This window comes from Paraburkholderia franconis (assembly GCF_009362735.1).
Taxonomy (GTDB): domain Bacteria; phylum Pseudomonadota; class Gammaproteobacteria; order Burkholderiales; family Burkholderiaceae; genus Paraburkholderia; species Paraburkholderia franconis.
The window spans coordinates 20,371-45,354 of the sequence record NZ_WHNP01000055.1; the positions used below are offsets into that span (position 1 = coordinate 20,371).

The 24,984-nt window shown below is 62.4% G+C and carries 23 protein-coding genes; 15 read left to right on the top strand and 8 right to left on the bottom strand.

The window, feature by feature from the left end; genetic code table 11:
* Positions 1 to 3: 3 nt before the first annotated feature.
* From narH to GCT13_RS35465, 4 genes are all read right to left on the bottom strand, one after another.
* A complete protein-coding gene (gene narH / locus GCT13_RS35450) occupies positions 4 to 1,527 on the bottom strand; it encodes a nitrate reductase subunit beta (protein WP_152766350.1) in 1,524 nt (507 codons plus the stop codon).
* A 37-nt stretch (positions 1,528 to 1,564) separates the two neighbouring features.
* Positions 1,565 to 5,371, bottom strand: coding sequence for a nitrate reductase subunit alpha (locus tag GCT13_RS35455; RefSeq protein ID WP_152766352.1), 3,807 nt, complete (start codon positions 5,369 to 5,371; stop codon positions 1,565 to 1,567).
* 18 nt (positions 5,372 to 5,389) lie between these two features.
* Complete coding sequence (locus GCT13_RS35460; RefSeq protein ID WP_152766354.1) at positions 5,390 to 6,799, bottom strand: NarK family nitrate/nitrite MFS transporter; 1,410 nt, start codon at positions 6,797 to 6,799, stop codon at positions 5,390 to 5,392.
* Between the two features lie 251 nt (positions 6,800 to 7,050).
* Positions 7,051 to 7,398, bottom strand: a complete 348-nt coding sequence (locus GCT13_RS35465) for a hypothetical protein (protein WP_152766356.1) — start codon at positions 7,396 to 7,398, stop codon at positions 7,051 to 7,053.
* 361 nt (positions 7,399 to 7,759) lie between these two features.
* On the opposite strand from GCT13_RS35465, the gene GCT13_RS35470 reads away from it, so the two are divergent.
* Positions 7,760 to 8,095, top strand: a complete 336-nt coding sequence (locus GCT13_RS35470; protein WP_227747183.1) for a hypothetical protein — start codon at positions 7,760 to 7,762, stop codon at positions 8,093 to 8,095.
* Between the two features lie 123 nt (positions 8,096 to 8,218).
* Entirely contained in the window at positions 8,219 to 8,884 is a 666-nt protein-coding gene (locus tag GCT13_RS35475) for a response regulator transcription factor (protein WP_152766360.1), read from the top strand.
* 17 nt (positions 8,885 to 8,901) lie between these two features.
* Here the strand turns inward: GCT13_RS35475 and GCT13_RS35480 are convergent, their stop codons facing one another.
* The 4 genes from GCT13_RS35480 to GCT13_RS35495 all read right to left on the bottom strand — a co-directional run bounded on the left by GCT13_RS35480 (position 8,902) and on the right by GCT13_RS35495 (position 12,016).
* Positions 8,902 to 9,279, bottom strand: a complete 378-nt coding sequence (locus tag GCT13_RS35480; protein ID WP_152766362.1) for an ESPR-type extended signal peptide-containing protein — start codon at positions 9,277 to 9,279, stop codon at positions 8,902 to 8,904.
* A 517-nt stretch (positions 9,280 to 9,796) separates the two neighbouring features.
* Positions 9,797 to 10,519 carry a response regulator transcription factor gene (locus GCT13_RS35485; protein WP_227747184.1) on the bottom strand — a complete coding sequence of 241 codons (723 nt, stop codon included), beginning with the start codon at positions 10,517 to 10,519 and terminating at the stop codon, positions 9,797 to 9,799.
* Positions 10,520 to 10,832: 313 nt separating this feature from the next.
* Positions 10,833 to 11,639: an EAL domain-containing protein gene (locus tag GCT13_RS35490; protein WP_152766364.1), complete on the bottom strand. Its 807-nt coding sequence runs from the start codon at positions 11,637 to 11,639 to the stop codon at positions 10,833 to 10,835.
* Positions 11,639 to 12,016: a transposase gene (locus GCT13_RS35495; RefSeq protein ID WP_152766365.1), complete on the bottom strand. Its 378-nt coding sequence runs from the start codon at positions 12,014 to 12,016 to the stop codon at positions 11,639 to 11,641. The genes GCT13_RS35490 and GCT13_RS35495 overlap by 1 nt, the downstream gene beginning before the upstream one ends.
* Positions 12,017 to 12,626: 610 nt before the next feature.
* On the opposite strand from GCT13_RS35495, the gene GCT13_RS35500 reads away from it, so the two are divergent.
* The 13 genes from GCT13_RS35500 (at position 12,627) to GCT13_RS35560 (ending at position 24,909) form a co-directional block, all read left to right on the top strand.
* Positions 12,627 to 13,268, top strand: coding sequence for a response regulator transcription factor (locus GCT13_RS35500; RefSeq protein WP_321574836.1), 642 nt, complete (start codon positions 12,627 to 12,629; stop codon positions 13,266 to 13,268).
* Between the two features lie 151 nt (positions 13,269 to 13,419).
* Positions 13,420 to 14,844 (top strand): MFS transporter, encoded by a 1,425-nt coding sequence (locus tag GCT13_RS35505; protein WP_152766369.1) that lies wholly within the window; start codon positions 13,420 to 13,422, stop codon positions 14,842 to 14,844.
* A 54-nt stretch (positions 14,845 to 14,898) separates the two neighbouring features.
* Complete coding sequence (locus tag GCT13_RS35510; RefSeq protein WP_152766371.1) at positions 14,899 to 15,699, top strand: N-acyl homoserine lactonase family protein; 801 nt, start codon at positions 14,899 to 14,901, stop codon at positions 15,697 to 15,699.
* 16 nt (positions 15,700 to 15,715) lie between these two features.
* Positions 15,716 to 16,501, top strand: a complete 786-nt coding sequence (locus GCT13_RS35515; protein WP_152766373.1) for an SDR family oxidoreductase — start codon at positions 15,716 to 15,718, stop codon at positions 16,499 to 16,501.
* A complete protein-coding gene (locus tag GCT13_RS35520) occupies positions 16,491 to 17,885 on the top strand; it encodes an MmgE/PrpD family protein (protein WP_152766375.1) in 1,395 nt (464 codons plus the stop codon). The genes GCT13_RS35515 and GCT13_RS35520 overlap by 11 nt, the downstream gene beginning before the upstream one ends.
* Before the next feature lie 31 nt (positions 17,886 to 17,916).
* A complete protein-coding gene (locus GCT13_RS35525; RefSeq protein WP_152766377.1) occupies positions 17,917 to 18,840 on the top strand; it encodes an NAD(P)-dependent oxidoreductase in 924 nt (307 codons plus the stop codon).
* A 42-nt stretch (positions 18,841 to 18,882) separates the two neighbouring features.
* A complete protein-coding gene (locus tag GCT13_RS35530; RefSeq protein ID WP_090866626.1) occupies positions 18,883 to 19,209 on the top strand; it encodes an NIPSNAP family protein in 327 nt (108 codons plus the stop codon).
* A gap of 12 nt (positions 19,210 to 19,221) precedes the next feature.
* A complete protein-coding gene (locus GCT13_RS35535) occupies positions 19,222 to 20,133 on the top strand; it encodes an NAD(P)-dependent oxidoreductase (protein ID WP_152766379.1) in 912 nt (303 codons plus the stop codon).
* Positions 20,134 to 20,155: 22 nt separating this feature from the next.
* Entirely contained in the window at positions 20,156 to 21,586 is a 1,431-nt protein-coding gene (locus GCT13_RS35540) for an aldehyde dehydrogenase family protein (protein WP_152766380.1), read from the top strand.
* Between the two features lie 148 nt (positions 21,587 to 21,734).
* Positions 21,735 to 22,130, top strand: a complete 396-nt coding sequence (locus GCT13_RS35545) for a carboxymuconolactone decarboxylase family protein (protein ID WP_152766382.1) — start codon at positions 21,735 to 21,737, stop codon at positions 22,128 to 22,130.
* 68 nt (positions 22,131 to 22,198) lie between these two features.
* Entirely contained in the window at positions 22,199 to 23,548 is a 1,350-nt protein-coding gene (locus GCT13_RS35550; protein WP_152766384.1) for an MFS transporter, read from the top strand.
* Positions 23,549 to 23,578: 30 nt separating this feature from the next.
* Complete coding sequence (locus GCT13_RS35555) at positions 23,579 to 24,487, top strand: NAD(P)-dependent oxidoreductase (RefSeq protein WP_152766386.1); 909 nt, start codon at positions 23,579 to 23,581, stop codon at positions 24,485 to 24,487.
* Between the two features lie 26 nt (positions 24,488 to 24,513).
* Positions 24,514 to 24,909: a cupin domain-containing protein gene (locus GCT13_RS35560; RefSeq protein ID WP_152766389.1), complete on the top strand. Its 396-nt coding sequence runs from the start codon at positions 24,514 to 24,516 to the stop codon at positions 24,907 to 24,909.
* Positions 24,910 to 24,984 lie beyond the last annotated feature (75 nt).

Here is a 24,984-nt window from a genome sequence, read left to right on the forward strand (position 1 = left end):
TACTCAGACCTCCACGCGGATCGGAATCGTGCGCTTTTTCTCGCTGCCGAACAGGCTCGTTTCCGTGACGCCCTCCGAACAGCCGTTGCCGAAGCTGAACCCGCAGCCGCCGCGCACATTGAACGCGTTCTCCGCATATTCGCGGTGCGACGTCGGAATGACGAAGCGGTCTTCGTAGTTCGCGATGGCCATCACGCGATACATCTCGTCGACTTCCGCGACGCTCAGTCCGACCTGCTGAAGCACCGCATGGTTTTCGCGTCCATCGACGTGGCGGCCCCGCTGCCACGCGCGCATGGCCAGCATGCGTTCGAGCGCGCGCACGACGGGCGCCGTGTCGCCGGCTGTGAGGAGGTTCGCCAGGTATCGGACGGGAACGCGCAACTGGCTCACGTCCGGGATTTCGCCGTTCGCGCTCACGTGCCCGGCGTTCGCGGCGGCCGTGATGGGCGAGAGGGGCGGCACATACCAGACCATCGGCAGCGTGCGGTATTCCGGGTGCAACGGCAGCGCGACCTGCCACTCGACGGCCATCTTGTAGACAGGGCTCGCGCGAGCCGCGTCGAGCCAGTTCTGCGGCACGCCGTCCTTGAGCGCCTGCGCGATCACGGCGGGATCGTGCGGATCGAGAAAGACGTCGAGCTGGGCCTGGTACAGATCCTTGTCGTGCTCGACGCTTGCCGCCTGTTCGATGCGATCGGCGTCATACAGCAGCACGCCCAGATAGCGGATGCGCCCCACGCAGGTTTCCGAGCACACAGTCGGCTGGCCGGCCTCGATGCGCGGATAGCAGAAGATGCATTTCTCCGCCTTGCCGCTCTTCCAGTTGTAGTAGATCTTCTTGTACGGACAGCCGCTCACGCACATGCGCCAGCCCCGGCACTTGTCCTGATCGATCAGCACGATGCCGTCTTCTTCACGCTTGTAAATCGAGCCCGACGGGCACGACGCGACGCACGCCGGGTTCAGGCAGTGCTCGCACAGGCGCGGCAGATACATCATGAAGGTGTTTTCGAACTGGCCGTAGATATCCTTCTGGATATCGTCGAAATTGCGGTCCTTGCTGCGCTTGCTGAATTCGCCGCCCAGAATCTCTTCCCAGTTGGGCCCCCAGATGATCTTCTCCATGCGCTGCCCGGTGATCAGACTACGCGGCCGCGCAGTCGGCGCCGCCTTCATTTCGGGCGCGCGATGCAGATGGTCGTAGTCGAACGTGAAGGGCTCGTAGTAGTCGTCGATCTGCGGCAGATTCGGGTTCGCGAAGATCTTCATCAGCAGCTTCCACTTCGCGCCCTGACGCGGCGCGATCGAACCGTCCGCGCGGCGCTCCCAGCCGCCATTCCACTTGTCCTGGTTTTCCCATTCCTTCGGGTAGCCGATACCCGGTTTCGTTTCGACGTTGTTGAACCATGCATACTCGACGCCCGGCCGGCTGGTCCATACGTTCTTGCAGGTCACGCTGCAGGTATGGCATCCGATGCACTTGTCGAGATTCAGCACCATGCCGATCTGTGCGCGTACTTTCATCATTGACTCCTTTGTGCCACTTTGTGCCGGCTGCGGGTCAGGGGTTTTCGCCGTGGGTCTGGTATGCCCGCGCGAGCTCGTCATCGCGCGGGGTATCCAGCCAGTCGACGTTCTTCATCTTGCGCACCACGACGAACTCGTCGCGGTTCGTGCCGATCGTGCCGTAGTAGTTGAAGCCGTAGCTGAGTTGCGCGTAGCCGCCGATCATGTGCGTGGGCTTCAGGACGATGCGCGTGACGGAGTTGTGGATGCCGCCCCGTACGCCCGTGATCTCCGAGCCCGGCGTGTTGATGATCTTTTCCTGCGCGTGATACATCAGCACCATGCCGGGATTCACGCGCTGGCTGACCACGGCGCGCGCCGCTATCGCGCCGTTGATGTTGAACAGCTCGACCCAGTCGTTGTCCTCGATGCCTGCGCGCCGCGCGTCGTCCTCGCTCAGCCAGACGACGGGGCCGCCGCGATTCAGCGTGAGCATCAGCAGGTTGTCGCTGTACGTGCTGTGAATGCCCCATTTCTGGTGCGGCGTGATGAAGTTCAGCACGACCTCGGGATGACCATTCGGCTTGATCTCATGGATACCCGATGTGGCCTTCAGGTCCACGGGTGGGCGATAGCTCGAAAAGCTTTCGCCGAACGCGATCATCCACGGATGATCCTGATAGAACTGCTGCCGGCCCGTGAGCGTGCGCCACGGAATCAGTTCATGCACGTTCGTATAGCCCGCGTTGTAGCTGACCGTCTCGCTTTCGATGCCGCTCCACGTCGGCGAGCTGATGATCTTGCGCGGTTGCGCCTGCACGTCGCGATAGCGGATCTTTTCGTCTTCGCGATAGAGCGCGAGGTGACGGTGATCGCGGCCGGTGGCCTTCGAGAGCGCTTCCCACGCCTTCACGGCAACGTGTCCGTTCGTTTCGGGCGCGAGTTGCAGGATCACTTCGCACGCGTCGATGTCGGACACGATGCGCGGCATGCCCTTCGTCGAGCCTTCCGTTTCCGTGATGCCGTTGAGCTGGCCGAGCTGCGTGACTTCCGTTTCCGTCTTCCACGCGATGCCCTTGCCGCCGTTGCCCGCCTTGTTCATCAACGGGCCGAGCGCGGTGAAGCGCTTGTACAGGTTCGGATAGTCGCGCTCGACCACGGCGACCTGCGGCGCGGTCTTGCCCGGAACCAGCTCGCATTCACCCTTGTGCCACTCCTTCACGCCGAACGGTTGCGCGAGCTCGGCGGGCGAGTCGTGCATCAGCGGCGTGAGCACCACGTCCTGCTCGACGCCGAGATGGCCAACGCACACTTCGCTGAAAGCCTTCGCAAATCCCTTGTAGATCTCCCAGTCGGAGCGCGACTGCCAGACGGGGTCGACGGCGGCCGAAAGCGGGTGGATGAACGGATGCATGTCGCTGGTATTGAGGTCGTTCTTCTCGTACCAGCTTGCGGTAGGCAGCACGATGTCCGAGTACAGGCATGTCGTGCTCATGCGGAAGTCGAGCGTCACCAGCAAGTCGAGCTTGCCTTCAGGCGCTTGTCCGTGCCACTTCACTTCGGTGGGGCGCGCGTCGTCGTCGCCGAGATCCTTGCCCTGCACGCCGTTTTCCGTGCCGAGCAGATGCTTGCAGAAATATTCGTGACCCTTGCCCGACGAGCCCAGCAGATTTGAGCGCCACACGAACATGTTGCGCGGCCAGTTCTCGCGCGCATCCGGGTCTTCGCAGCTCATCTGCAGGCTGCCGTCGCGCAGTCCGTTCGCCACATAGTCCTTTGCTTCCATGCCGGCAGCGGCGGCGTCCCTGGCGAGATGCAGCGGGTTGGTCCGCAGTTGCGGCGCGCTCGGTAGCCATCCCATGCGTTCCGCGCGCACGTTGTAGTCGATCATGCTGCCGCCGTAGACCTGCCGGTCCGCGAGCGGCGAGACGATTTCCTCCATGTCGAGCTTCTCGTAGCGCCACTGGTCCGTGTGAGCATAGAAGAAGCTCGTGCCGTTCATCTGGCGCGGCGGGCGTGCCCAGTCGAGCGCGAAGGCGAGCGTCGTCCAGCCCGTCTGCGGACGCAGCTTTTCCTGGCCGACGTAATGCGCCCAGCCGCCGCCGCTCTTGCCGATGCAGCCGCACATCATCAGCAGGTTGATCACGCCGCGGTAGTTCATGTCGGCGTGATACCAGTGATTCATTGCCGCGCCGATGATCACCATCGAGCGGCCTTGCGTCTTGTCCGCATTGCTTGCGAACTCGCGCGCGACGGTGATGATCTGGTCGCGCGGCACGCCTGTAATCGACTCGGCCCATGCGGGCGTATAGGCGGCGTTGTCGTCGTAGCCGGCCGCGCCGCTGCCGAGGCCGCGGTCGATGCCGTACTGCGCGGCCTGGAGGTCGAACACGGTCGCCACCAGCGCGTCGCGGCGTTCGCCTTCCTTGCCGAGCGGCAGGCGCACGGCGGGCACGCGGACGTGATTGATCTGCCCGTTCAGCGGATTGGCCGTGAAGTGCGGCGACTCGACACCGCCGAAGTAGGGCAGCGCGACATCGACGATCTCATGCGCCTGCTCGCCGTCTTCGAGCACGGAGAGCTTGAGCTTGACCTGAGCGTCGTGGCGCGCTTCCTTGTCTTCGAGATTCCACTTGCCCTTGTCGTCGCCGTCCTGCGTCCTCCAGCGAAAGCCGATCGAGCCGTTCGGCAATACTGCGCGTCCGTTCGTGTCGAACGCGATCGTCTTCCATTCGGGGTTGTTGCTCTGCCCGAGCGCGCCGTTGAAATCGCTTGCGCGCAGGTAGCGGTCCGGCACGAGTGTCGTGCGCCCGTCGGGCAGCGTGTGCTCCTTGAGCATCACCAGCATCGGCAGGTCGGTGTAGCGCCGCGCGTAATCGTCGAAATAGGCGCTGCGTGTCTTGAAGTAGAACTCGTTCAGCACCACGTGGCCGAATGCCATCGCGAGCGCCGCGTCCGTGCCCTGCCGCGGATGCAGCCACAGGTCGGACAGCTTCGCGACTTCGCTGTAGTCCGGCGTCACGGCGACCGTCTTCGTGCCCTTGTAGCGGACCTCGGTGAAGAAGTGAGCGTCGGGCGTGCGCGTCTGCGGAACGTTGCTGCCCCACGCGATGATGTATGAGGAGTTGTACCAGTCCGCCGACTCGGGCACATCTGTCTGCTCGCCCCAGACTTGCGGGCTGGCGGGCGGCAGGTCGCAATACCAGTCGTAGAAGCTCATGCACACGCCGCCGATCAGGCTCAGGTAGCGGCTTCCCGCTGCGTAGCTGACCATCGACATCGCCGGAATCGGCGAGAAGCCGATCACGCGATCGGGACCATGCTGCTTGATCGTGTAGACGTTGGCCGCAGCGATCAGCTTATTGACTTCGTCCCACGTGCTGCGCACGAAGCCGCCCATGCCGCGCAGCTTCTGATAATCGCGTCGGGCGTCGGTGTTCTCGACGATCGACGCCCATGCGTCGACGGGATCGCGATGCACGCTGAGCGCCTCGCGCCAGCGCTTGAGGAGCCGGCCGCGCACCATCGGGTATTTGATGCGGTTCGCGCTGTACAGGTACCACGAATACGATGCGCCGCGCGCACAGCCGCGCGGTTCGTGGTTCGGCATGTCCCAACGCGTGCGCGGATAGTCGGTCTGCTGCGTTTCCCACGTGACGATGCCGCCCTTCACGTAGATCTTCCACGAGCAGGAGCCCGTGCAGTTCACGCCGTGCGTGCTGCGCACGATCTTGTCGTGCGACCAGCGGTTCCGGTACGCGTCTTCCCAGGTACGGTCTTCACCTGTGGTCAGACCGTGGCTGTCCGCGAAGCGCTCCTTGGGCAGCGCGAAGTGGCTCAGTCGGTCGAGAAAGTGGCTCATATGATTGCGCTCCGGGGTTCAACAGGGCATCGGCGCGTTGCGGCGGGCGTAGTGCCACCAGGTCAGCGCGATGCAGATCAGGTAAAAGGCGATGAAGGTGTACAGCGCGGCCTGCGGGCCGCCCGTGAGGGCGATCGAGCTGCCGTAGCTCTTCGGGATGAAGAAGCCGCCATAGGCCGCGATCGCTGCCGCGAAGCCGAGCGTGGCAGCCGCTTCCGTATTGCCTTCCTTCGTGGCGCGCTGCACCGCGTCGCGATCGTTGGCGTCGACTTCCTTCAGCTTCGAGGACAGGAAGATCACCGGGATCATGCGGAAGGTCGAGCCGTTGCCGATGCCCGTCGTCAGGAAGAGCACGAGAAAGCTCAAGAAGAAGCCCGAGAACGCGCCGCCCGACGGACCCGACGGCAGGAACCAGAGGACGCCGCCCACCGCGCACGCCATCACGACGAAGTTCCACAGCGTCACGCGCGCGCCGCCGAGCTTGTCCGCGAGCCAGCCGCCGAACGGCCGGACGACGGCGCCGACGAGCGGCCCGAGCCACGCATACGCGAGAGGATTCACGCCCGGGAACTGGCTCTTGATCAGCAGCGGAAATCCCGCCGCGTAGCCGATGAACGAGCCGAACGTGCCGAGATAGAGAACACACATCAGCCAGTTGTGCTTGCGCCGGAAAATGACGGCCTGCTCGGCGAACGACGCCTTGGCTTCCGCGAGATCGTTCATGCCGAACCACGCGGCCACTGACGCAAGCGCGATCCACGGGACCCAGATGAACGCGGCGTTCTGCGTCCAGACGTGCGAGATGTGACCGTCCTTGACGATGCTTTGCGGATCGCCGGCGAACACGCCGAAAATTCCTGCCGTCACGACGAGGGGACTGAGGAACTGCACCACCGACACGCCCAGGTTGCCGAGCCCGGCATTGACGCCGAGCGCCGAGCCCTTGCGCTCACGCGGGAAGAAGAAGCTGATGTTGGCCATGCTCGAGCTGAAGTTGCCGCCGCCGAAGCCGCACAGCAACGCGAGCGAGAGCATGGTCGGATAGCTCGTCGACGTGTCCTGCACCGCGATGCCGATGCCGATTGCAGGGATCAGCAGCGACGCCGTCGAAATCGCCGTCCAGCGTCGACCGCCGACGAGCGGCACCATGAACGAATAGAAAATGCGCAGCGTCGCGCCGCTGAGCGCGGGCGCGGCGGCGAGCCAGAAGAGCTGGTTGGTCGAATACCGGAATCCGAGCGTCGGCAGGCTCACGGCCACGACGCTCCACACCTGCCAGATCGCAAACGCGAGGAAAAGGGCAGGCACCGAAATCCACAGGTTCAGCTTGGCGACGGCTTCGCCCTCGCGTTCCCAGAACGCTTTGTCCTCGGGTGTCCAGATTTCGATCACGCGGCCGCGCCGCGTCGATAACGGTCTTGAACTCATCGTGCTTCTCCTTTGATACGTCCCGGCGCGCGTTGGCAGCACCACGGGACGGCATGCAAGTCCTTGAGCACGATTGTGTTCGTCCGGCATCGGGATGAATATCCGCCGGATGGTTAGTCGGAGCGATCCGTTGGAACTAGGAGAAACGGCCCGGACATAGTTCTTTCGAACTATGTCGATCGCGCAGTGGCCGAAGGTTGAGATGGATCAATGCGATGGACGGGACTTTCGTAGCCAGCGTCAGGGCGGTATCAACAGGCATTTGCTGGGCCGATTATCGACAGCACCGAATGGCGAATGCGCAAATACGGCGCGTCAATCGGTTGAATATCGCGGCCGGATTTAATCGAAGCCAAATACTGATACCCGCCATCGCAAAAATTCGAAATCCTTCTATAGGACTGAGCGTTCAAAAGCCTTGAAATAACGATCAGCCAGTCGTCACCGCAATACGGCTGGTGAATATGCTCCGATTTCGGCCTTGCCGCCCCGTGTGGGGCGGCATTTTTTTGTTTCGTGACTTTGATCATCACCAGCGGGCCGGAGCGTGGGGCGAGGCAGATGAGCGTTTGCAATGCAAAGCAGTAGAAATCGATCACCCGTATCGCGCGAAATCGACATTCTTCTATATCTCGATGAATACGGGTTTTTTACAGTCTGAATAACGCGCGGACACCAGCAAACGGACGCATTCGTCGCGCGGCGCAGCGAGCTAATGCATTCCTCGCGACCTTTATGCCCATCGGCACTCAGCTACTTTTCTTCGACCAGGTTCAATGTATGTTCGCTTCCAGGCAGTTCAGCCCAACATTGCGAAAGTGGTGTGAAGGAGTGGGTGACGCTTCGATATTTCTGCTACCGGCATTTTTCTTGCTGTCGCTTGCGCTGCTCGGCGCTCTCAGTCTGCACGGCAGGGCGACTCACGCGATGGTGTCGACTGCGCTCGCGTTTTCCGCGTCGATGGTCATCGTGACAGGGATGCTGCTGGCCGCGAGCGAGCAGCTTCGGCGATCGCAGCTCTCCAATCTGCTGCACATGCCGTTACGCGGGCTGGAGTCGTCCATCCAGCACGCCGCGCACGCGTCCGTCGGAGAAGCTCAGGGATGCCAGGGAGCGTCGCCGGATTGCGCGCTGTGCGCAATGGGCGGCGGCGGCTTGCGCCTTGCCTGCGAGCACCGCGCCTGCTGCGGTGGCGAGACGGCATGCAAGGCGTCGTTATCGTCAAGGCAGAAGGACTTTATTCACATTTCTGTTCACAATGAACAGCGCACGTTCGACTCGCGGATTTCTCAATAAAACCAGGCATGTCTTACAATGTAAAGGGCCGTATACCCAACCCGCGGAGATTGTGATGAACCATGCTGTTCGTCTGTTCGATCTGTCGAGGCAAATACCAACGGCTCTTCATTCGGTGCGCTCATGAGCGGCACGACGCGTAACGTCCGAGTCGTGCTGGCAGACGACCACCCGATCGTCCTTTTGGCCATTTCCGACACGTTCGCCGACATACCGGGCTACACAGTAGCGGCAAAGGCCCACTCGGGCGCGGAACTCGTTCGCCTGCTCGAAAAAGAACCCGCCGATCTCATCATCACCGATCTCGTGATGCAGGGTGACGAGCAGGTCGAACTCGACGGGCTGCGTCTCATCAGCATGCTGCGGCGTGCGCATCCGGAGATTCCACTCGTCGTCTTTACGATGGTCACGAGCGGCGGCATGTTTCACGAGCTCTGCAAGATGGGCGTTGCCGCGATCGTGAGCAAGGAAGAGCCGACCTCCGAACTTGCGCAGATCTGCATGCGGGCTTTGGTCAGCAAGGAAACGGTCATTTCGCCGAAGATCCAGCAGCGTCTCGCGCGCGAAGGCGCGCGGACGAAAGACCTCGGCCGCGAGCAGAAGCTCTCGCCGCGTGAACTCGAAGTGGTGCGCCTCTTCGCGCAAGGTCTCTCCGTGACGGAGATCGCGCGCACATTGAGCCGCTCGGTGCCGACCGTCGCGACGCAGAAGCGCTCGGCCATGCGCAAGCTGCACGTCGAGAACCACGCTGAGCTCGTCAAATACGCAACCGAGATGGGACTTGCCTGATGGAGCGTCTCTTTGCTTCAGGGCAGGATTCGCCCCTCGAGATGCTGCGGATGCTCGAGCGCAATCTCAAGCGCGAGCGTCGCATCTTTTCCATCGCCGTCGGACTGGCTGCCCTGATTGATGTTCATCGTGTTGCCGTTGGGCTGCGAGATCGTCGCCTGGCCGGCCGTGACCTGGCCGCCCGTCGGCAGGGCCTGCGCGTGGGCGACGTCGGGTTGCGTGACCAGCAGGGCGAGGGCGACTGCCGTCATCGTCGAGATGACACCGAGTTCTGCGCCGCCGGTTGCGGCTGTACTTTCGCCGGGCTGCTTGCCCTGGCTCATCACGTTTTCGGCAACTGCGACCAGCATGCCGAGACGCTTGCTGAAGACTCGGCGAAACCGATTCTTGTTCATGTGTGGAAGACTTCCTTGTAAATGAATGTACCGCCCCGACCTGGACGAGCGCGGACCGCATGAGGCGCTGGCAGATGTGTGACTGATGGGCGGCTCACACCTGTTACAAGCCCTTGATGATCAGGAATCCGATGCCTTGTGAGGCATGTGAGCAGCCCTGTACTTTTGGCAATCCACAGCGTCGCGACTTCGGAAAAGTTCTATTTCGAAGTGGCTGCGCAAGACAGAGCCGCTCTTACGAATCCCTGGCACGGATGGTAGAGAGAGGGCCAGGCGGGCTATATAGAAGAAGTTCGAATTTGCATGCGCGGCGAAAGATGGCGTGTCGCTGGCCGCGGAGAAGGGGGCAAGGCAGGCGCCGCAAAGGATGCCGCCGCCTCATGTTGCGTTCTGTCATCGTCGCGGCAGAGAGCGGCCCTGCGTGCGACGTGTCAGTTCAGAAAAGGCGAGTGCCCCAACCCGAATGGCTGAGGCGCCGTGGAAAGAAGATCGAAGAGAGGGACTATCGACCGCCGGATCACGCGAATTCGAGCATCTGATCCGTGCTCAATCTGTCCAGCCACAGGCCGTGTCCAGCGGCAAAGCGATACATTTCGGACTCGCCGGAAAAGCCTAGCCGCTTGCATGCCGCCGCGCGTTGCGTGCTAATGGTATTGGGGCGACGGCGGAGCAGGCGAGCCGTCTCGCAGACGGTCAACCCGCACAGCATCAGTCCCGCGACCTCCATCTGCCGCCGTGTGAGTCCGGCGAAGCGCCGCAGTTGAGGTAACGCGTCGAACTGTTCCAACGCGGCGTGCGTGATCGGAGAAAAATAACGCTGTCCCGACGCAATGCGCCGCACGGCGGCCACGACCTCGGACATCTCTTCACGCTTGCTGACGATGCCCGCAATTCCGCGCTTGACCAGACTTCCGACCAGGAATGGATCTTCAAACTCGCTATACACGAGCACAGGTAGCTCCGGGTGCTCGCTCGAAATGGACGCAAGAAAACGCCATCCACTGAGCGCGCGTTCGTCAGGCATCGAGTAGTCCGTTATCAACACGTCGCAAGCGGAATTATTCAACAACGCCATCAATTGCGAGGAATTGCTCACTTCGCCGATCACGTTAACGTCGGCATTTTCCAGCGCTTTGCGAAGTCCGTATAGTACGAGCGGATGATCGTCAGCGATCGCAACTCTGATGCATTTATCTTTCACATTCATCCTTCGAAAAGCCAATTGATGCTGCTTTTCCAATTCGGTGGCTTGTCAGCAATATCGGCCGCCGTCTCCGTCTGTTGATATCGCAATGGCTTGCGTGCGGCAACGGAGATGCCATCCCGATCATATCGAGGCCGACAATCCGGTTTAGATCGTCCATTGTTCCAACGTCGGATTTTCTACGCTGTCGGCAACAGAAGTTGATTGAGATACTGCCTTTCATGATCTGTTTCAAACAATAACCGACTTCGAATGAGCCGACATATAGAAAGGCGTCGAAAGTAAATGGCAAGTGTATGTTATTCGATATCCTGATGAGCTGGCATCGTTAGCTTCCGATCGGGCGCAACTATTGTCTGCGCGACAGAAAGTCCATCAACGCCTGTTGGGGGAGCGCTCGCGAAATGGCAAAGCCTTGCACGAAGTCGCAACCCGCCGTACTCACTCGTTCGATGTCGGCAGCCGTTTCAACACCCTCTGCCGTAATGTGCAACCCAAGGCGCTTGCCGAGCAGTACACAAGCGTCCAGCGCTGCGCGAGTTCTCGTGTCGTTTTCCGCATGTTGCACGAAAGCGCGGTCGATCTTCAGTTCGGTGAAATGGCACTGCATGAGGCGAAGCAATGAACTGTGCCCGATGCCGAAGTCATCGATCGCGATTCCAAAGCCGTAGGTTCTCAATTCTTCAGTCGCGTCAGGCAGCGCGGCATTGTCGTCGGCTGAGCCCGTTTCGACGATTTCAAGCACGATGTGCTCTGGCGCCGCGCCGCTTTCGCGCACCATCCGCAGCAGATGCTCGCGTGCAGTGCGCTCTCCCAACATGCTGGCCGGAACGTTGATCGAAACGATAAGCGGATAACCTGTTGCTGCCCAGTCGCGTTGCGCGGCAAGCGCTTGCGACAGAATCGAATACGTCAGCTTCTGGAGTGCAGTGGGCGTAGCGCCTTCCAGTAATCCCGCTGCGGACGAAGCGCCGTGAACCGGGTCCATCACGCGCGCAAGTGCCTCCACGCCGGTAATTTTGCCCGTCGCAAGCTCGAACTTCGGTTGATACCACGCCGATATGGACGGCAAGTCGTTCTCTGTCAGCGACTCATTGGCGTGTGCGTGCGGGTCGGTCCGATAGGGTTCGCGGAATACTTCGGCTTGCCCGTGCATTACATCCCTCGTACGGCTTCCAGCGACTGTCCGTGCTGTCGCGCGGAAGGTGCCTGCTCCCGCAAGCGCGACCGGGCTTTGATTGACTGAAGCATCGTTTCGGCAGATTCGCCGAACAGTTGCGGAAGCGCTTCAGCCAGCAAACCCTTCTGCGACCAGATCTTGAAGCGGCGATGACATGTGCGAAAGTCGGGCGTGCGTGTCGGCAGTGCTGACCAGGGCGCGCCATTCGAGATGACCCACAGCACGCATTCGAACACGTCCCGATTGCGATAGCCGGGGCGGCCACGCGTTTCCACCTTCGGCTCGCGCTCAAAGATCTGACTCACGCGGGTCCACTGCTCGTCTGTCAACACAGATTCGAATTTCACGTTCATATCGCTCTCCAGGAATACTTCCAACGATACGAACGTGAGCAGGATGCTTCCATCGAACAACTTCGAATTTCGACAAGTTGATCTGTGTTACAAGGCTCAACGCAAACCAGACGAACGAATATCTAATAGATAGAAATCCGTCTATTGTTTAGGCGCAAAAAAAGGCGCACCGGGTGAGGTGCGCCGAAATCGGAGAGAAAAAGACATACGCGGTCTCAAACCACGTTCATCCAGAATGCCGGTGGCGACCACTCAATGCAATCGAAGAAATTCGAAAATGTGGTTTTGGCGGCGCACTTGCCGGGAAAGTAGTGCTTGCTGTCCACGTTTCCCCGTATGGACGACGAAGCGGTCTTGAGCGGCATGGTCCGTTTCATTTCACGCAACGGCTCGGGTCTTTCAGCATTGGGAATTGTTTGATATACGCCATTGTCTGATCTTACATATCGTTCACGACCGGTGTGAGTCAGAGCGCCGTGACGTTGCGAGCGGCTGCGCTATGAACGGGTTAAGCGTCGTTTTGGCGTCGTACGAATCCGCGCCATGTTAAGCGTCCTTCGCAAGATCACTTCGATAGCTCTGAAAAATTATGGCGAATTTAGAGGACTGCGTGAACGTCGCTGTCGCAGACGATCACCCCATTGTCGTCCTGGCGATTTGCGACGCGTTGGCTGCCGTGCCGTCTCTCAACGTGGTGGCGACAGCGGGTACGGGCACCGAGTTGCTGCGCGTTACGGAGTCTGGCGCCGTCCAGCTGATCGTGACGGACCTTGTCATGCATTCGAAAGACCCGGATGACGACGGCCTCAAGCTCGTTCAGCGTTTGCGCCAGCAACGGCCGGAAGTGCGGATCGTCGTCTTCACGATGACGACGAACAGAGGCGTTCTCCATCAGTTGTGTCGCATCGGCGTGGCGGCCATTGTCGGCAAGGACGAGGACGTCAGCGTGCTGGGCAGGATCTGCATGCGCGCGCTCGCCGAGAAAGAAACAATACTTTCTTCGACCATCATGCGCAGTCTTTCTATGGCGGGGAAAACCCAAAGAGATTTGCGGCGTGCACAACCTTTGTCTCCGCGCGAAACAGAGGTCGTCCGGCTGATTGCGAACGGGATGTCGCTGACGGAGATCGCGCGGAAGCTGAATCGTTCGAAAGCGACCGTTGCAACGCAAAAGTACTCGGCCATGCGGAAACTCCACTTCGATAACGGGGCGGACCTGGTCCGCTTCGCATCCGAATTCGGCCTTTCATGACCCTTGCTCGCTGCCTCACGTCAGGCTATTTATCTTCTTGACGGATTGTATGACAGGAATATAATCCGTCAATAAGCGGACGGTTTACCTTCTGAGAATCTGAAAAGAAGGCGGGCCAGTCGAAGAACGCCAACATGACGGAGACAGCACCATGCAGATGGATGTCAACATCGGAGCGCGTCTGGACAGACTTCCTCTGTCCGGCTTCCATTGGCGTCTGCTGGGCCTGATCGCGGCCGGCATGTACTTCGATTCGTTCGACATCTACATCGCCGGCACGGTCCTTGCGGCGATGGTCCATAGCGGCGAATCCACGCTGAGCCTCAACGCGACATTCGTATCCGTCACGTTTATCGGCATGATGACGGGCGCGTGGCTCTCCGGGCTGCTCGGCGATCGTTTTGGCCGCCGCTTCTGCTATCAGTTCAATCTCGGCATCTACGGCTTCGCGTCGATTGCGGCGGCGCTCGCGCCGTCTATCCACTGGCTGATCTTCTTCCGTCTCGTGATGGGCGTCGGCATGGGCGCGGAAATCGTCGTCGGATACGGGACCCTCAGCGAGTTCATTCCCGCCGACTGGCGCGGCCGCTTCGGCACCATCCTCAATCTGATCATCAATACGTCGCTGTTTCTGTCGACGTTTCTCGGCTGGCTGATCGTGCCGCACTACGGCTGGCGATGGATGTTCGCGATCGCGGGATGCGGCGCGCTGGTCGTCTGGTTCCTGCGCAAGTCGATGCCGGAATCGCCGCGCTGGCTCGCATCGCGCGGACGCGCCGACGAAGCGCGGCAGATCGTCGAGCGCATCGAGACGGCGTGCGGCAACACCGTGAGCCGCACGGCGAGCGTCACTAAGTCAGTCACGGAGTCATCGACGCGCGAGTTCTATTCCAGCGAAACCAGCGAAGCCGGCCGTCTCGGCGATCTGTTCTCGCGCCGTCTGTTGACGCGCACCATCACGGCCATCACGGCCCTCGTCGCGCTGTTCACGGTCAATTACGCGTTCGTCAGCTGGATACCGACGTTCCTCGTCAAGCAGGGGCACAGCGTGTCGAACTCGCTCGGCATTACGGCGCTGATGTTCGCGGGCGGTCCTGTCGGCTCGCTGATCGCATTTGCACTCGCCGAGCACCTTGGGCGAAAGTGGGGCATCGTATTGTTTTCGCTCGTCTGCGTGGGCTTCGGCATTGCCTATCCGTTTGCGCAGTCGGCGGTGGCGATCACGGCGCTCGGCTTTGCAATCACGTGCTGCATCTATGTGCTGTCGTCGTTCAGCGTCGCAACGTATGTGCCCGAGCTGTTCCCGACGGAACTGCGGCTGCGCGGCTCGGGGCTTGCGAACACGGCGGGCCGCGCCGTCAGCATCGTCGTGCCGTATGCGGTGGCGAGCGCGTTCATGCGCTTCGGCATCGCGGGCGTGCTGACGCTGATCGTCGGCACGCTGCTGGTTCAGGCGTTGATCGTCGGCGTGCTCGGCGCGGAAACGAAGCAGCGCTCGCTCGAAGCGATCGCCGCCGATGCCGGTGTCATGAGCGCGGAAGCACAGGAGGGACGCGCGGCGGCTGCAATGGAGTGAATGGCCGCGCGCGCATTTGCACACGATCACCACATGAAAAAGGACACTTGAGACATGTCATCGCCCGCTGAGAACTACCGGATCTACGCAGTCAAGTACGCGCATTTCGAGCGCCGCTCTGGCGACAACTTCATCGGCGGCGATTCTCACGATGTGCCGATGCCGCTCGATTACTTCGTGTGGGCCGTGGTGGGCGAGTCGCGCACGTTCATCGTCGACACAGGCTTCGATCAGGCGATGGCTGACAAGCGCGGCCGCACGATCACCAACACGGTCGAGAGCGGGCTCAAGCAGATCGGCATTCGCGCGGATGCGGTCGAAGACGTGATCATCACGCACATGCACTACGACCACGCGGGCAACCACTCGCTGTTTCCGCGCGCGCGTTATCACGTTCAGGACCGCGAGATGGCGTATTGCACGGGCCGCTGCATGTGTCATCACGCGCTGAGCCATCCGTTCGAACCGGAGGACGTGAAGTCGATGGTCGGCCGTCTGTTCGAAGGACGCGTGCAGTTTCATGAAGGCGCATCGGAGATCGCGCCGGGATTGAGCGTGCATTGGGTCGGCGGTCATACGAACGGCCTGCAGATCGTGCGCGTGCATACGCAGCGCGGTTGGGTCGTGCTCGCATCCGATGCGTCGCATTTCTACGCGAACATGCAGGAGCATCGGCCGTTTCCTGTCGTCTACAACGTCGGCGACATGCTGCAAGGCTATGAAACCGCGCATCGGCTGGCGAGTTCGCCGAATCACGTGATTCCCGGTCACGATCCCGCCGTGCTGACGCGCTATCCGTCGCACGATCGCGAGACGGAAGGCTGGATCGTGCGGCTCGACGCTGAATCGCGCTAGCAAGAGAGAGGCGCACATGACGTTGAAAGGCAAGGGCGCGCTCGTCACGGGTTCGTCGAACGGATTGGGGCTTGCGATGGCGCGCGCGCTCGCGGGCGCGGGCTGTGACATCGTGCTGCACGGCCTCGAAGCGCCGCAGCAGATGACGCGCACGACGGACGAACTGGCGAACGCTTTCGATGTAAAGGTCGCTTATGTCCAAGCCGATCTCGCCACGACGGCGGGCGTCGATGCGCTGATCGGCGGGGCGCGCGAGCGCGTGAGTTCGCTCGGCGTGCTGATCAACAACGCGGTTGTCCGGCATTTCGCGGGCATCGAAGCGTTTCCGCTCGATCAATGGAACAACGCGCTCGCGGTGAATCTGACGGCTGCGTTCCGCGCGATTCAACAGGTGTTGCCCGGCATGCGCGAGCGCAGCTGGGGACGCATCTTCAACATGACGTCGGTGTACGGCACGCGCGCTGTCGCCAATCGCGTCGACTATGTGACGACCAAGACCGCGCTGCTCGGCCTCACGCGCTCGGTCGCAATCGAAACGCTGAATCAGGGCATCACGTGCAATGCAATCTGTCCGGGCTCGGTGCTCACGCCGAACATCGACGGTCGCATCCATGCGTTGATGGACGAGCGCGGCTTGAATCGCAGCGAAGCGGTGCGCGAATTCCTCAAGGGCAAGCAGCCGACAGGCGAACTCGTCGATGCCGCGCATGTCGGCGATATGGTCGTGTTTCTGTGCGGGCCGTCGGCCAGCCAGATCACGGGCGCGATGATGCCGATAGAAGGAGGCTGGCTTGCAGGCTGATTCCATCGACACCGGCACCATGCGTAACGGCGGCAACGGCGAACTGACCCGCGCGCTCGCGCGCTTCGTCGCCGATACGCAGTGGCAAGACCTGCCCGCTGCTGTGCGCAGCGAAGCGAAACGCGCGCTCGTCAATTACTTCGCTGTTGCTCTCGCGGGCTCGCACGATCCGACGCTCGACAGGGCCGTGTGCGGCTATGGCCGCTTTCGCGCCGATGACAATTCGACCATCGTTGGCCGCAGCGAGCGCACCGACATGCTGAACGCAGCCGCGCTCAACGCGATGAGCGCAAACGTGTATGACTTCGACGACACGCACATCCCGACGATCATCCATCCGACGGCGCCCGTCGCGGCCGCGCTCTTCGCGCTCGCCGAGTCGCATGCGATGAGAGGGGACGCGCTGCTGCTCGCGTTCGTGCTCGGCGTCGAAGTGGAGTGCCGCATCGGCAATGCGGTGTCGCCGGAACACTATCAGCGCGGCTGGCACATCACGTCGACATGCGGCGTGTTCGGCGCGGCGGCCGCCGTTTCGAAAGCACGCGGACTCGGCGAGGAAGAAATCGTATGGGCACTCGGCAATGCGTCCGCGCAAACGGGCGGACTGGTCGAAACGCTCGGCACGATGTCGAAGAGCATCAGCGTCGGCAATGCGGCGCGCAACGGGCTGTTGTCGGCGCTGCTCGCCGAAGACGGCTTCTCCGGACCCGATGCGCCGCTCGAAGGCGAACGCGGCTTTTTGCGCGTGACGGCGTCGAAGCCGGATTGGCATGCGCTCACGCAAGCGCTCGGGCGCGAGTGGGCGTTGCTGAACAACACCTACAAGCCGTATCCGTGCGGCGTCGTGCTTAACCCGGTGATCGACGCGTGCCTCGATTTGCGGCGCGACGCGCGCTGGTCCATCGACGATATCGAACAGGTCGAGCTGACGGGGCATCCGCTGCTGCGCGAGCGCACCGATCGGCCGGGCGTGCGCACAGGCCGCGAATCGCAGGTCAGCGCGCAGCATGCGGTGGCCGTCGTGTTGTCGCGCGGCAAGGCGGGGCTCGAAGAGTTCAGCGATGCCGCCGTCGCCGATCCGTCGCTGCGCGCGCTGGCAGGCCGGCTGCGCTTCGTCGATGACGCATCGTGGCCCGTCGAAGCGGCGCAAGTGTCGATCGTGCTGCGCTCGGGCGAGCGCCACTCGCATCGCGTGCACGCGGCGCGCGGCAGTCTTGCCGCGCCGCTCGCCAACGTCGAGCTTGCGGACAAGCTGCAGCGCCTCACGACATTTGGCCGCTCGGGCATCGACGCGCAACCGCTCGTCGACCGCTTATGGAAATTCGAGCACGAGCCCGACGCGGCCGCCGTGGTGCGTCTCACGCGCGCTCGCGGTCCGGATTGACGCAGGGATTTTTTCATTTACGAGGATTGTCATGTCGAGTAGTCAGGCATCAAGTGAGCAACGCGGACCGTTGCTCGGTTTCGTCGGCGTCGGCACGATGGGCCGGCCGATGGCGCGTCGGCTGATCGAAGCGGGTCATGCCGTCGTCGTGTACGACCGCGATGACGCGGCCGTTGCGGAACTCAAGGCGATCGGCGCACAGGCGGCCGCGTCGGTGCGCGAAGTCGCTGATAGCGCGCGCATCGTCTTCACGAGCCTGCCGACCCCCGCGATCTTCAGGAACGTCGCGCTCGGCGACGGCGGTCTTGTCGAAGGCAGCGCGATAAAGATCCTGGTCGATCTGTCGACGGTCGGCTCGCGCATCGAAAAGGAAGTCGCGGATGGTTTGCTCGCAAAGGGAATCGAAACCGTCGATGCGCCCGTGAGCGGCGGCGCGGCGGGCGCAAAGAAAGGCGCGCTCGCGATCATGGCGGCGGGCAATCCCGTCGCGCTCGAAGAAGTGCGCGGCCTGTTCGATGTGCTCGGCAAGGTGTTCGTCGTCGGCGACAAGGCGGGGCAAGGGCAGTTGCTCAAGCTGCTGAACAACATGCTGTCGTCGACGGCGTTTGCGATCACGTCCGAGGCATTCGTCGCGGGCATGCGCGGCGGGCTGGACCCGGAGGTCATGATGTCGGTGATCAACGCGGGCAGCGGCAAGAACGGCGCGACGCTCGACAAGTTTCCGAAGCACGTGCTGCCGCGCACATTCGATTTCGGCTTTCCTGTCGGCAGCGTCTGCAAGGACATTGGCCTCGCCGTCGACGAATGCCAGGCGCTCGGCGTGCCGATGTGGGTGGGCAGCGTCGCGCGCCAGGTGTGGAACTACGCCGCGATGCAGGACGGCGCCGCGCGCGACATGACGGAACTCGTCAAGTACGTCGAACGCTGGTCGTCCGTCGACGGGCTCGCGGACTGAGCCGGGCACACGAATCTGAACAGCACAACCACGGAGAATCACATGATCGTTGAAATGCGCATCTATCACTGCGCGCCGACGCGCCTGCCGGCGTTGCTCGACCGCTTCACGAACACGACGCTGGGCTTCTTCGAAAAGTACGGCATCCAGCAGATCGGTTTCTGGACGACGCTGATCGGCCCGAGCAATCACGCGCTCACGTACATGCTGAAGTGGGAAAGCCTCGCCGAGCGCGAGCAGAAGTGGAACGCGTTTCAGGCCGACGCCGAATGGATCGCGAAGCGCGCCGCGACGGAAGCGGAGAAGCCGATTGTCGAGCGCATCGAGAATCACTTCCTCACGCCGACCGCGTTCTCCGCGCTGCGCTAGGAGACGGCTCTCATGACACAGCAACAACCCAGGCGCATCGGCTTCATCGGGCTCGGCATGATGGGCGCGCCGATGGTGCAATGCCTCGCCAGCGCGGGCTTCGGGCTGTACATCGACGATGCCGATGCCACGCGCGCCGACATGCTCGCCACGCAGACGGGCGCGCAGCGTCTGCGCAAGGACAACGCCGCGTCGCTCGACGCATTGATCACGATGCTGCCGAACTCGGCGATCGTCGAAAGCGTGCTGCTCGGCGGCGGCGCGGACGGCTGGGCGAGCCTGCTGGCGAAGGGCGCCGTCGTCATCGACATGAGTTCGTCGGAACCGGAGCGCTCGCGAAAGCTCGGCTCGGCACTCGAAGAGCGTGGCCTCGCGTATCTGGATGCGCTCGTATCGGGCGGCGTGAAGAAAGCGAAGGACGGCACGCTGGCGATTCTCGTCGGCGGCCGCGAAGACGTGCTCGCGCGATGCAAGCCCGTGCTCGAAGCGATGGGCAAGAGCGTTCTGCACATCGGCGGCGCAGGCGCGGGGCATGCGGCGAAGGCGCTGAACAACTACGTGTCGGCGGCGGGCCTGGCTGCGACGGTCGAGGCGCTGCACATCGCGCAACGCTTCGGCATCAAGCCGGACGCGATGACGGATGTGCTGAACGCATCGACGGGCCGCAGCAATACTTCGGAAAACAAGGTGAAGCAGTTCATGCTGAGCGGCACGTTCGCCTCCGGCTTCGCACTGCAATTGATGAACAAGGATCTGAAGATCGCGCGTGCGCTTGCGCAGTCGGTCGGCTATCCGATGATGCTCGGCGCGACCTGCACGGCGATGTGGGACGAAGCCGCACAAGGTTCGACGCCCACGACCGACCACACCGAAATGTACCGCCTGCTCGATGTGTACCGCCTGCTCGATGGCGATGCGCGCTGATCTTTCTGCTCCGGAGCCAGCCATGTCACATGCAGCGCAGTTTTATATCGACGGACGTTGGGCCGAGCCCGCGTCTCCACGATGGTTCGATATCGTCGATCCGTCGACTGAAGTGCCTTTCGAACGGCTCGCGCTCGGCAATGCGCAAGACGTCGATCGCGCGGTTGCCGCCGCGCGCCGCGCGTTTCCGGCGTGGTCCGCGACGAGCGTCGCGGAGCGTGTCCAGTTGCTGCGGCGCGTGCTGAGCATCTATGAGCGCCGCTACGACGAATTCGCGCAGGCGATGCGCCGCGAGATGGGCGTGCCCATCACGTTCGCGCGCAACGGCCAGGCGGCACGCGGCCCGGCGCATCTGAACGCGCTGATCGACGTGCTCGAGCGCTTCGCATTCGAAGAGCAGCGCGGCAGCACGCGTGTCGTGCTCGAAGCGATCGGCGTGTGCGGGCTGATTACGCCGTGGAACTGGCCCGTCAATCAGATCGTCGTGAAGATCGCGCCCGCGCTCGCGGCCGGTTGCACGATGGTGCTCAAGCCGAGCGAGTATTCGCCGTTGAGCGCGTTGCTGTTCGCCGAAGTGCTCGACGAAGCGCGAGTGCCTGCAGGCGTGTTCAATCTCGTGAATGGCGATGGTCCGGGCGTGGGCGAGGCGATCGCGAGCCATCCGGATATCGACATGGTGTCGTTCACGGGCTCGACGCGCGCGGGCGTGCTCGTCGCGCAGGCGGCCGCGCCGACCGTCAAGCGCGTCGCGCAGGAGCTGGGCGGCAAGTCGGCGAACATCCTGCTCGACGACGTCGATCTCGACGAAGCCGTGAAGCGCGGCGTCGCCGCGTGCTTCACGAACTCGGGCCAGTCGTGCTCGATCCCGACGCGCATGCTGGTGCCGCGTCATCTGATGAACGACGCGGCGCAGATCGCGAAACGCGTAGCGGAAGCCTATCGCGTCGGGCCGACCGACGAGCCGTCGACACAACTCGGACCGCTCGTGAACCGCAACCAGTTCGAGCGCGTGCAGGCATTGATACAAAAAGGCATCGACGAAGGCGCGCGGCTCGTGACGGGCGGCACGGGATTGCCCGCCGGCATCGAGAAGGGCTATTACGCGAAGCCGACCGTCTTCGCCGACGTCACGCCCGACATGACGATCGCGTGCGAGGAAATCTTTGGACCGGTGCTGTCGATGATCGCGTACGACAGCGAAGACGAAGCCATCGCGATTGCCAACGGCACCGACTACGGTCTCGCAGCCTACGTGCAATCGGGCGACGTCGCGCGCGCCCGCAAAGTCGGCCGTGCGCTGCGCGCGGGCGGCGTGCATCTGAACTATCCGCCTGCGGATTTTCATGCGCCGTTCGGCGGCTACAAGCGATCGGGCAACGGCCGCGAGTGGGGCGAAGCGGGCTTGCGCGAGTATCTGGAAACGAAGGCGCTGGTCGGTTACGGCGTGGATTGATGGGTGCCGGTCCGCGACAGGAAGCTGGAAGCGGGCCAAACGCGGGCCAAAAAATTTTGCGCGTCTGGATTGTCGGACAATCATCGTGTCAGGTAGTTCGGGTGCGTCGAGCGGTTGAACGGGTAGAGCAACAGAGAGGACCTTGAAGATGGATAGCAGCGAACGTTTCGAAAAAGGCTTTGAAAACCGCAAGGAAGTGCTCGGTGCGGGGCACGTAGAGAAGTCGTGGGCGAACGCCGATGACTTCAACCGGCCGATGCAGAAGTACGTCACGGAGTGCTGCTGGGGCGACATCTGGGGCGACACGACGCTGTCGTTCAAGACGCGCAGCATGCTGAACCTCGGGATGCTCACGGCGATGAGCCAGCATCACGAGCTGTCCGTGCACGTGAAGGGCGCGCTGCGCAACGGCGTGACGAAGGAAGAGATCCGCTCGGTGCTGATGCAGGCGGCCATCTATTGCGGCGTGCCGCTCGCGCTGGCCGCGTTCCGTGTCGCGACGGAAGCGATCAAGGCGTACGAAGCGGAGACTTCGGCAGTCTGAATGCGGATTCGCGGATTCGCTCAAACGAAAGCACCACGCGGTGCCGGCAAAGAATGGAGACATCATCGATGAAGACCCTCACTGCGACTGACGTCATACAGTCCGAACGCGAGCAGTCGATAGAAACGAAAAGACGCAATGCCATCAAAGGCGCGTTCTTCTCCGAGTACATCGACATGTTCGATATTTACTTGCCCGTCGTCGTACTGTCGCCGGTGCTGGCGTTCTTTCAGCCGCCGCATCTGTCGAGCGGCATGGAGACGATACTCGCGTCGCTCGTGTTCATCACGACGCTGCTCGGGCGGCCCATCGGAGCGCTGCTGTTCGGGATGATCGCGGACCGCATCGGGCGCCGCAAGGCGTCGATCTGGTCGGTGTCGGGCTTCGGCGTCGTCACGCTGCTGATCGCGCTGCTGCCGGGCTACGAGAGCATCGGCATCTTGTCGTACTGGCTGCTCGTGCTATTGCGCTTCGTCGACGGCATCTTTCTCGGCGGCGGCTATACGGGCGCGATGCCGCTTGCCATCGAGTATTCGAAGAAGGCGCAGCGCGGCTTTGTCGGCGGCTTCATCATCGCGGGCTTTCCGGCTGCGTACGTGTCGATCAATCTCGTCGCGATGCTGATGTTCGCGCTCTTTCCGCTCAACGGCATGCACTCGCCGTACGCGCAATGGGGCTGGCGCATTCCGTTCGTGCTGGGTTCGGTGCTCGCGGGCATTCTCGCGATGTACTACGTGCACAAGGTCGCCGAATCGGAGATCTGGGAAAGCGAAACGGCCGAGAAAGGCCCTCAGCCGGAGAAGCTGCCGCTAACGGACCTGCTGCGCGGCAAGAGCGGGCGCAATCTGCTTCAGGTGCTGGTCATGATGACGGGCTTCTGGCTCACGCAAAATATCATCACGATCTTCCTGCCGACGGGGCTGCTGGTGAAGACGCTGCATCTGACGGGCTTCCAGATGACGTCCACATTAATGATCACGTACTTCGTGCTGTTCTTCAGCTACATCGGCTCGGGGATGATCGCGCAGGCCATCGGGCGGCGGCGCTTCTTCGCGATCGTCGGCCCGCTGATCGCGACGGTCGGCGCGGCGTTGCTGTACGTGATCGCGAACGTCGACGGGCTCTCGCTGGCGACGATCATCGTGCTGGTCTGCGTGCTCGCTGTGCTCGTCACGTCGCCGTGGGGCGTGATCGTCACGTACATCAACGAGCGCTTCGTCACCGATGTGCGCGCAACGGGCTTCGGCGTCGGCTTCAGCCTGTCGGTGATCATCCCGTCGTTCTACGCGTTCTATATGGACTGGCTCAGCGCGTTCATGCCGTTGCGGCTGACGTCGGTTGTGCTGCTGTGCGTCGGCGGACTGATCGGCGCAATCGGCGCGCTGATGGGACCGGAAACGAAGGACGTCGACTTCTGACGAATCACTACCAGTAAGGGAATAGCGGAAATGAACAAGGAACGGATCGGATTCATCGGTCTCGGCAACATGGGCGGCCGCATGACGCGGCGTCTCGTCGATGCGGGCATCGCCGTGCTCGGCTACGACACCGTGCCGGAGCGCGTGAAGGCAGCGGGCGCGCAGGTCGCGGCGACCGTGGCGGACGTGATGAAGTTCGCCGATGTCGTCATGCTGTCGCTGCCGGACAGCAAGGTCGTCGAGGCGGTGGTCGAAGGCGAGGGCAGCGTGCTCGCGAACTGCCGCGCCGGACAGATCGTCGTCGATCTGAGCACGGCGGCCGCAAGCTCGACGATACGGCTCGCACAGCGCTTCACGCAATGCGGCGCACAGTACGTCGACGCGGGCATCTCGGGCGGCGCGGCGGCCGCCGAGAAGGGCGCGCTGACGCTGATGGTCGGCGGCGACGCGAGCGCCGTCGAGGCGCTCAAATGGGCGTTCACGCCGATCGCCGCGAAGGTCGCGCACATGGGCGACAGCGGCGCGGGACACACGACCAAGCTGCTGAACAACTTCCTCAATGCCGTGAGCCTCGCTGCGAGCGCGGAAGTCATGGTGGCGGGCAAGAAGGCGGGACTCGATCTGCATCTGCTGCTCGACGTGCTCAACAGCAGCAGCGGCGTGAACTTTGCGACGCTGAACCGCTTTCCGAAGATCGTCGACGGCGACTATCTGGAAGGCGGGCTGACGGGCAAGCTGATGACGAAGGATGTCGTGCTGTATGTCGATCGTGCGCGCGAGCTGGGCGTGGTGTCGCTGAACGCTGCGGGACCGCTCGCGAGCTTCGGCCTGGGCACGGCGCTCGGCTATGGCGACGTGATCAGCAACCGGGTCGTCGATGCGATCGGCGACGTATCGGGCGGCGTGCGGCTGTTCGACGGAGAGCGGAAGGGTTCGTAACCAGGAAAAGCAGAGGAGAAGCAGGCATGAAGGTATTTCACGGCAGGGCGGACGGCAAGATGTCGGAGCAGCGCGGCGAGACGTTTTCGGGTACGGTGTGGGCCGACCCCGTGATGCCGCCGACGGACGGCGTCACGATCAACACGGTATTCTTCGCGCCGCGCGGACGCACCTACTGGCATACGCACGAGCATGGCCAGGTGTTGCAGGTGTCGGCGGGCAAAGGCTGGATCTGCAAGGAAGGCGAGGCGCCGCAGGAAATCCGTCAGGGCGACATCGTGTTCATCGGACCGAACGAGCGTCATTGGCACGGCGCGAGCGACGGCAGCTACATGGTGCACATCGCCACGTCGATCGGCAAGGCGACGTGGCAGGAAGAAGTGGCCGAGGCCGATTATCCGAAGGGGCTCGACGCGCGCTGACGCAGAACGCGGAATGCGGCACGGGCCGCGCTCCGCAAGGGCGGGCATTTGATCATCGCCACCATGAGGAACGAG